General features: G+C 68.2%; 1 pseudogene. It reads left to right on the top strand.

Annotated elements, in window-relative coordinates:
* Positions 1-283 (top strand): annotated as a pseudogene (locus MN186_RS00025) (IS3 family transposase); the annotation flags it as partial.

Below are 283 nucleotides of genomic sequence, written 5' to 3'. Positions count from 1 at the left end.
GCGGGATCACGATATCTCGCAGCGTCGGGCCTGCCGGCTTGTCGGTGTCGATCCCAAGACGGTCCGGCGCCAACGCCCGCCGGATTGCCCTGAGAGATGCAGGAGATCGCCGGAAAGCGGCGCCGGTTTGGCTGCCGCCGGATCGGCGTCCTGCTCGAACGCAAGGGGATGACCATGAACCACAAGAAGCTCTACCGCATCTACCGCGAGGAAGGGCTCTCGGTGACGCGACGACGGGGCCGCAAGCGAGCCCGCGGCACACGCACACCGATGCCGGAGGCCG

The sequence above is a fragment of the Aliiroseovarius sediminis genome (assembly GCF_022678485.1).
Classification (GTDB): Bacteria; Pseudomonadota; Alphaproteobacteria; order Rhodobacterales; family Rhodobacteraceae; genus Aliiroseovarius; species Aliiroseovarius sediminis.
This window is presented reverse-complemented; position numbering and strand designations above follow the sequence as displayed.